Origin of the sequence: Buttiauxella sp. S19-1 (assembly GCF_022134725.1) — a bacterium.
GTDB lineage: Bacteria > Pseudomonadota > Gammaproteobacteria > Enterobacterales > Enterobacteriaceae > Buttiauxella > Buttiauxella ferragutiae.
In genome coordinates, this window is the sequence record NZ_JAHWLU010000186.1 from 1 (window position 1) to 5,654 (window position 5,654).

The 5,654-nt window shown below is 53.9% G+C and carries 7 protein-coding genes; 5 read left to right on the forward strand and 2 right to left on the reverse strand.

Annotated features, from left to right (window positions below; all coding sequences use genetic code 11):
- A partial coding sequence (locus tag MES37_RS23220) for an acyltransferase family protein (RefSeq protein WP_337927118.1) occupies nucleotides 1-292 on the forward strand: 292 nt, incomplete at its 5' end.
- Here the strand turns inward: MES37_RS23220 and MES37_RS23225 are convergent.
- Together MES37_RS23225 and MES37_RS23230 are read right to left on the reverse strand one after the other, a co-directional pair.
- Nucleotides 289-1,206: a GlxA family transcriptional regulator gene (locus MES37_RS23225; RefSeq protein WP_064542525.1), complete on the reverse strand. Its 918-nt coding sequence runs from the start codon at nucleotides 1,204-1,206 to the stop codon at nucleotides 289-291. The genes MES37_RS23220 and MES37_RS23225 overlap by 4 nt on opposite strands.
- Complete coding sequence (locus tag MES37_RS23230) at nucleotides 1,203-1,745, reverse strand: isochorismatase family protein (protein WP_133522134.1); 543 nt, start codon at nucleotides 1,743-1,745, stop codon at nucleotides 1,203-1,205. The genes MES37_RS23225 and MES37_RS23230 overlap by 4 nt, the downstream gene beginning before the upstream one ends.
- A 245-nt stretch (nucleotides 1,746-1,990) precedes the next feature.
- Here MES37_RS23230 and MES37_RS23235 point away from each other — a divergent pair, with 245 nt between their 5' ends.
- From MES37_RS23235 to MES37_RS23250, 4 genes are all read left to right on the forward strand, one after another.
- The gene (locus tag MES37_RS23235) at nucleotides 1,991-3,010 is read left to right on the forward strand and encodes a LacI family DNA-binding transcriptional regulator (RefSeq protein WP_121814721.1); all 1,020 of its coding nucleotides are present in this window, start codon (nucleotides 1,991-1,993) and stop codon (nucleotides 3,008-3,010) included.
- Nucleotides 3,011-3,112: 102 nt separating this feature from the next.
- On the forward strand, nucleotides 3,113-3,862 hold the full coding sequence (locus MES37_RS23240) for a sugar phosphate isomerase/epimerase family protein (protein WP_064542513.1): 750 nt from the start codon (nucleotides 3,113-3,115) through the stop codon (nucleotides 3,860-3,862).
- A 3-nt stretch (nucleotides 3,863-3,865) separates the two neighbouring features.
- On the forward strand, nucleotides 3,866-4,804 hold the full coding sequence (locus MES37_RS23245; protein WP_237932732.1) for a sugar kinase: 939 nt from the start codon (nucleotides 3,866-3,868) through the stop codon (nucleotides 4,802-4,804).
- Between the two features lie 68 nt (nucleotides 4,805-4,872).
- A partial coding sequence (locus tag MES37_RS23250) for an MFS transporter (RefSeq protein ID WP_237932733.1) occupies nucleotides 4,873-5,654 on the forward strand: 782 nt, incomplete at its 3' end.

Below are 5,654 nucleotides of genomic sequence, written 5' to 3' on the forward strand. Positions count from 1 at the left end.
CTTCTACGTTTATTGTGGGCCGCTGGTGTTTATCGCCGCCATTAGCTTGTTGGTGCTGGTGAAGAATTGCCTGAATGGCCGCCCGTTGCCTGGGCTGACATTAATCTCGCGACATTCGCTGGGCATTTACGGTTTCCACGCGCTGATCATCCACTTCTTACGCACTCATGGTTATCAAATAACAAATTCGCCGGTGCTGGATATTCTGTGGATTTTCGGCGCGACGCTTGCCGGAAGTTTGCTGCTTTCCATGGCATTGCAGCGCATTGATACCCGTAAAATGGTGAGTTAAGCGTTGCGGGCGCGGGCGCGATGTAACTGGCGTGGCGACGAAAAGCCCGCCGCAACTGCCGCCTGCTCCATGCGTTGCCCCTGTAACAAGCGCTGTTCGGCAACTGCCAGGCGCAATTGCTCCAGATAATCCCGCACCGATATCCCCAAATGCTGCTGAAAAAGCCGCGACAAATGGCGTGAACTGACATGCACTTTGTCGGCAATTTCCTGCACATCCCACGCTGATTCGGGTGTCGCAGAAAGCAAATCCTGAGCACGATGCACCGCCGGGTGAATGTGGTTGCGGTAACGCAGCCACGGCGATAATTGCGGGTCGTCGCCCGAACGGCGGAACCACACCACCATTTCACGCGCTACATCCAGCGCCGCTTTGGGGCCGCAATAGCGGTTAATCAGATGCAGCGAGAGATCAATCCCGGAAGTAATCCCCGCGCTGGTCCAGATACCCCGATCTTCAACGAAAATACGGTTATCTTTCACCTGCGCGGTGGGTGCGGCGGCACGTAATCTGACCAATACATCGTGATGCGTGGTGCATTGCACGCCGTTCATCAGCCCCGCTTTCGCCGCCAGCAACGAACCGGAACAGACGCACATCAAGTTGAGTTGCTGGCTATGAATTTGCGGTTGCAGGCGCGTCAGCCAACGGCGCACCTGTTCGGCTTGTGGCGTCTCAAAGTAGCGATTTGAATCGCACACGCCGGGCAAAACCAGCAGGCTACCTGGCGTGAAGCTGTCCGGCAGCGCTTCGATACCCGAAAAATTCAGCCCAATTGAAGTGATGACTTGTGGGTCCGGGCCGATGAAATGCAGGTGAAAGGCTTCCCCCGCCAGCGCCAGCGTTTCCGCAGGGCCGGTTAAGTCGAGAGATAAAACACCAGGCAAAACAACGAACCAGACCCCAATACTCACGATAAAGACTCCAGGCACTCGGCAACGGTTTGGATTTGCGCAAAACGCCCCGTCAGCACTGTTTCAGTACGATGGCGCAGAGTTGCGGCATCCAGCGTAACCCCTTTCCAGCTCATCGGGAAGGTGAGCATCGCTTCGCTGACAAATGAAACGCGATAACCCAAATCAGACGCCACCCGCGTGGTCGTTTCGCAACATTGCTCGGTACGAATCCCACAGACAATCATATGGTTAATATCACGGCTACGCAGCCAATGATCGAGGCCGGTATCGGTAAATGCGTTGTGAACGTGTTTCTGGAAGGCCACATCAGCCTGATGTTGCAAGAAAGGCATGGCTTTAACATAGCCGGAAGCCAGCGAGAACGGGCCTTCATCACTCACGTGGAAAATATCCACCACCGGTATATTCAAATCCTGGCAGCCGGAAATCAGCTGTGAAATGGCCTGCTGGAATGCCGGAAAATCGTCTTCTTGCCAGAAATCGCGATGGAAGAAAGATTGTTGTGTGTCGATATTAATCAGAACGGAACGGGACATTTTCGGACTCCTCATCAGTGGGTATGAATCCATTGTGACAAGGGTTGGCCGTATTGCTAATACCAAAAACGGACAGAGTGAGGATGATTTGGGACCAGATGAGATCTTTGAGATGGTGTCGGATGACGCTCACGCTAATCCGACCTTCGAAACACCAGGCCTTGGTCAGGTGGATAAGCACCAGCGTCATCCACCAGCCTGCATAATTTATGTTACTCTCCAGAAAGTTACCCTCGGAGAAAATCATGAACAGCAAGGCTGCGCGCCCCACGATAAGCGATGTCGCGAAAGCGGCAAAGACCGGAAAAACCAGTGTTTCCCGCTATCTTAACGGCGAGCAAAGCGTGTTGTCCGATGACCTTCGTCTGCGCATTGAAACAGCGATTGCCGAACTCGATTACCGCCCAAGCCAAATGGCGCGCGGCCTGAAACGTGGGCGCACCCGTTTAATTGGCCTGATCATCGCCGATATCACCAACCCTTACTCTGTCGATGTGCTGAGCGGTATTGAAGCGGCGTGTCGGGAAAAAGGCTTTACGCCGCTGGTCTGTAACACCAATAACGAAGTGGATCAGGAGCTGCATTACCTGGATTTGCTGCGCAGTTATCAGGTGGAAGGGATTGTGGTGAATGCTGTCGGCATGCGCGAAGAAGGGTTAAACCGCCTGCAACAATCCGCGCTACCGATGGTGCTGATTGACCGAAAAATTCCAGATTTTGCTTGTGATGTGGTCGGTTTGGATAACACACAAGCCGCCACAACCGCCACCGAACACCTTGTCGAACAAGGGTTTGAAGCCATTCTTTTCCTCAGCGAACCGCTCGGCACAGTGAACACCCGCCGCGAGCGTCTGAATGCTTTCCACGCCACGCTTAAACGCTACCCTGGGATTGTTGCCGAAAACGCGGAAGTGCCTTTGCACGAAGGCGAGTTGATGGACAACACGCTGCGCCAGTTCCATTCCGGCCATCGCGGTATGCGCAAAGCGGTGATTTCCGCCAACGGCGCACTCACACTACAAGTTGCACGCTCACTGCGGCGCATCGGCCTGCACTGGGGCAGCGACATCGGCCTGTTAGGCTTCGATGAACTCGAATGGGCAGAGCTTGCCGGTGTAGGCATCACCACGCTTAAGCAACCGACCTGGCAGATTGGTTACGCCGCACTCCAGCAAGTTGTGAAGCGCATTGAAGGCGGCAGCGACAGCGTTTATGAACAGGTCTTTTCCGGCGAGTTAATCGTTCGCGGCTCCACAGTACGCTAATCAATGTTCGTGATAGCGATCATAAATTAAACATCGTTGGCTTTTCTTTGGAACCGGTTCCATTTAGCGTAATAAACATCATTACGACACCGGACGAAGTTAATGCCGAGAAAAATTATTATTGTCACTGCCGCTTACGGGCATGACCGCATCGCCGCTTTGGGTGGCCAACACGCGCTACTGCCCGTCATCGCCAATGCCGGTGCTGACGGTGTAGAAATTCGCCGCGAACTATTTAGCCGCACCCAGCTTGATGCCCTGCCAGAACTGGCGCAGCAAATCGCTGAACACAAACTTCAGGCCTGTTATTCCGCACCAGAGCCACTGTTTGTTGAAGACGGTAAACTGAATCCGCTCATCCCTACTTTGCTGCTTGAAGCCCACCAGCTCAACGCCAGCTGGTTAAAACTTTCACTCGGCAACTACCGTAGCAGCCAGCAATTTGCGCTTTTGCAGCAGTGGCTTGCTCAAAGCGATGTGCCACTGGTGGTGGAAAACGATCAAACAGCCTGCGGCAAGCTTGCGCCGATGCAGCGCTTCCAGGCCGCCTGTAACGTGCTGAATCTTCCGGTGACACTCACTTTTGATATGGCGAACTGGCTATGGGTTGATGAATCGCCGGAAGCCGCCGCACGTGTACTGGCACCATCGGTCAGTTACATCCATGTCAAAGCCGCCGTGGCGCACCATTATCACTATCGCGCCATCGCGCTGGATGATGCCGAACCTCGCTGGCTGGAAATCCTGAAAAGCCTGCCAGCAGACGCACCACGCGGAATTGAATTCCCGCTCGAAGGCCGCGACCTGACTGCTGTCACCCGCCATTACGTCAACTTATTACGCGAGGAGTAAGCAATGTCGAGACAACTTGATGTCATCACTATTGGTGAAGCGATGGCGATGTTTGTCGCCAGCCAAACCGGCGATCTTGCCGCCGCTGAGCAGTTCGTCAAACGTGTGGCGGGCGCTGAACTGAACGTTGCTACCGGCCTTGCGCGCCTTGGACTGAAAGTGGGTTGGGTCAGCCGCGTGGGTAATGATTCTTTTGGCCGTTATGTGCGGCAACAACTGGCAAAAGAGCAGATCGACAGCCGTGGCGTGACAACTGACGAGCGCTTCGCAACCGGCTTCCAGCTTAAATCCAAAGCCGAAAATGGAACCGATCCCATTGTGGAATACTTCCGTAAAGGTTCTGCCGCCAGCCATCTGTCAGCGGCTGATTTTAACGAAGAGTACTTTTGTTCCGCACGCCATCTACATTTAAGCGGCGTGGCGGCAGCGCTTTCTGATACCTCACTTGAGTTGCTCAATCATGCCGCCCGCGTGATGAAGCAAAAGGGCAAAACGATTTCTTTTGACCCGAATCTGCGCCCGGTGCTGTGGAAAAGTGAAGCCGAAATGGTTAAACAATTGAATCAGCTCGCCTTCCAGGCAGACTGGGTGCTGCCAGGGTTAAGCGAAGGCGCGATTCTGACCGGCCACAAAACACCAGAAGCAATTGCCGATTTCTATCTCGACCACGGCGTTAAGACCGTAGTGCTGAAAACGGGCGCTGACGGCGCATGGTTCAAAACGGCCTCCGGTGAAAAAGGGGCCGTAAGCGCGGTAAAAGTCGAGAACGTCGTCGATACCGTCGGCGCAGGCGACGGTTTTGCAGTGGGCGTGATAAGCGCCCTGCTTGAAGGGAAAACCTTAGAACATGCCGTCAGCCGCGGGAATAAAATCGGCTCACTGGCGATACAGGTCATCGGCGATAGCGAAGGGTTACCGACCCTTAGCGCGCTTGGCGAATAAACGAAGACTGCATCAGCTGTGCCCTACACCCGGCATGATGCGACTCTCCTCAACATAGAGGCAAGCCCATGAAAACCCAGTCCCTTTCATCAAAGGTAATCGCGCCAAAACGTTGGTGGTACATCATGCCAATCGTGTTTATCACGTACAGCCTGGCGTACCTCGACCGTGCCAACTTTAGTTTTGCATCTGCCGCAGGTATTAACGACGATCTCGGTATCACCAAAGGGATTTCCTCACTGCTGGGAGCGCTGTTTTTCCTCGGTTATTTCTTCTTCCAGATCCCTGGCGCAATGTACGCCGAACGCCGCAGCGTGCGTAAGCTTATCTTCGTCTGCCTGATTTTGTGGGGCGGCTGTGCGTCATTAACCGGCATGGTCAGCAACATTCCGGCGCTGGCGGCGATTCGTTTTATCCTCGGCATCGTGGAAGCCGCGGTAATGCCAGCGATGCTGATTTACATCAGTAACTGGTTTACTAAATCCGAACGCTCACGGGCTAACACCTTCTTAATTCTCGGTAATCCAGTCACGGTTTTGTGGATGTCGGTGGTTTCTGGCTACCTGATTCAGGCGTTCGGCTGGCGTGAAATGTTTATTTTTGAAGGCATTCCAGCGGTTATCTGGGCCTTCGCCTGGTGGGTACTGGTCAAAGATAAACCGGTGCAAGTGGGTTGGTTATCTGATGCTGAAAAATCCGCGTTGCAGGCGCAACTCGAAGAGGAGCAGCAAGGGATTAAAGCGGTGCGTAACTACAGCGAAGCGTTCCGTTCGCGCAATGTGGTGCTGCTGTGTATGCAGTATTTTTGCTGGAGTATCGGCGTGTATGGCTTCGTGCTGTGGCTACCTTC

Bases quoted from the DNA above. Each gene is read 5' to 3' on its own strand.
- MES37_RS23230 (WP_133522134.1), bottom strand. From the start codon at position 1,745: ATGTCCCGTTCCGTTCTGATTAATATCGACACACAACAATCTTTCTTC.
- MES37_RS23235 (WP_121814721.1), top strand. From the start codon at position 1,991: ATGAACAGCAAGGCTGCGCGCCCCACGATAAGCGATGTCGCGAAAGCG.
- MES37_RS23240 (WP_064542513.1), top strand. From the start codon at position 3,113: ATGCCGAGAAAAATTATTATTGTCACTGCCGCTTACGGGCATGACCGC.
- MES37_RS23245 (WP_237932732.1), top strand. From the start codon at position 3,866: ATGTCGAGACAACTTGATGTCATCACTATTGGTGAAGCGATGGCGATG.